The sequence below is a fragment of the Dellaglioa sp. CoH-57-MRSF-18 genome (assembly GCF_056781995.1).
This window is the reverse complement of the sequence record NZ_JBXAXX010000068.1, coordinates 1-494: the sequence shown is the minus strand read 5'-3', so window position 1 is coordinate 494 and position 494 is coordinate 1. Positions and strand designations below refer to the sequence as shown.

At 53.8% G+C, this 494-nt stretch carries 1 protein-coding gene; it reads left to right on the top strand.

Annotated elements, in window-relative coordinates:
* Positions 1 to 13: 13 nt before the first annotated feature.
* Positions 14 to 494, top strand: a 481-nt coding sequence (locus AC1RPG_RS08090; protein WP_481762483.1) for a hypothetical protein, incomplete at its 3' end; no start/stop codon positions are given.

The window sequence follows — 494 nt, the reverse complement described above, 5'->3', positions numbered from 1 at the left end:
AGAGGCCGATCCGATGGAAGACATTCAACCGCTGTCAACCGGTCTGCTGATGCTGGACCTGCTGTACGGTGGTGGTATCCGTCCAGCGATGTACACACATGCCGGTGACGAGCAGACGGCAAAGACCACACTGGCCCTAATGGTCAGGGTCAACGCCGTGAACAAGAACGTCCCGCTGATCGCGTTCTGGGACTACGAAGGCTCAACCAAGAACTCGAAACCGTATCTTGCATCCATTCTCAAGTCTATGGGGGCGAAGGTAGGCATCCGTGACGTATTCGGTAAGAAGGACAAAGAGACCGGTAAATGGGTTGTTCATCCGGTTGTGCAGTACTACCCAGAAACGGTGGGTGAGAAGTTCTTCGATTGGATGGCAAGTATCCAGAAGCAGTACCCCGACAAGCGCATGGTTGCAGGTAAGTGGTGGCTGATCTATGAAGACAACAAGGCCAACAAGGCCATGATTGGTGACGCACACGACCCGAAGATGGCCA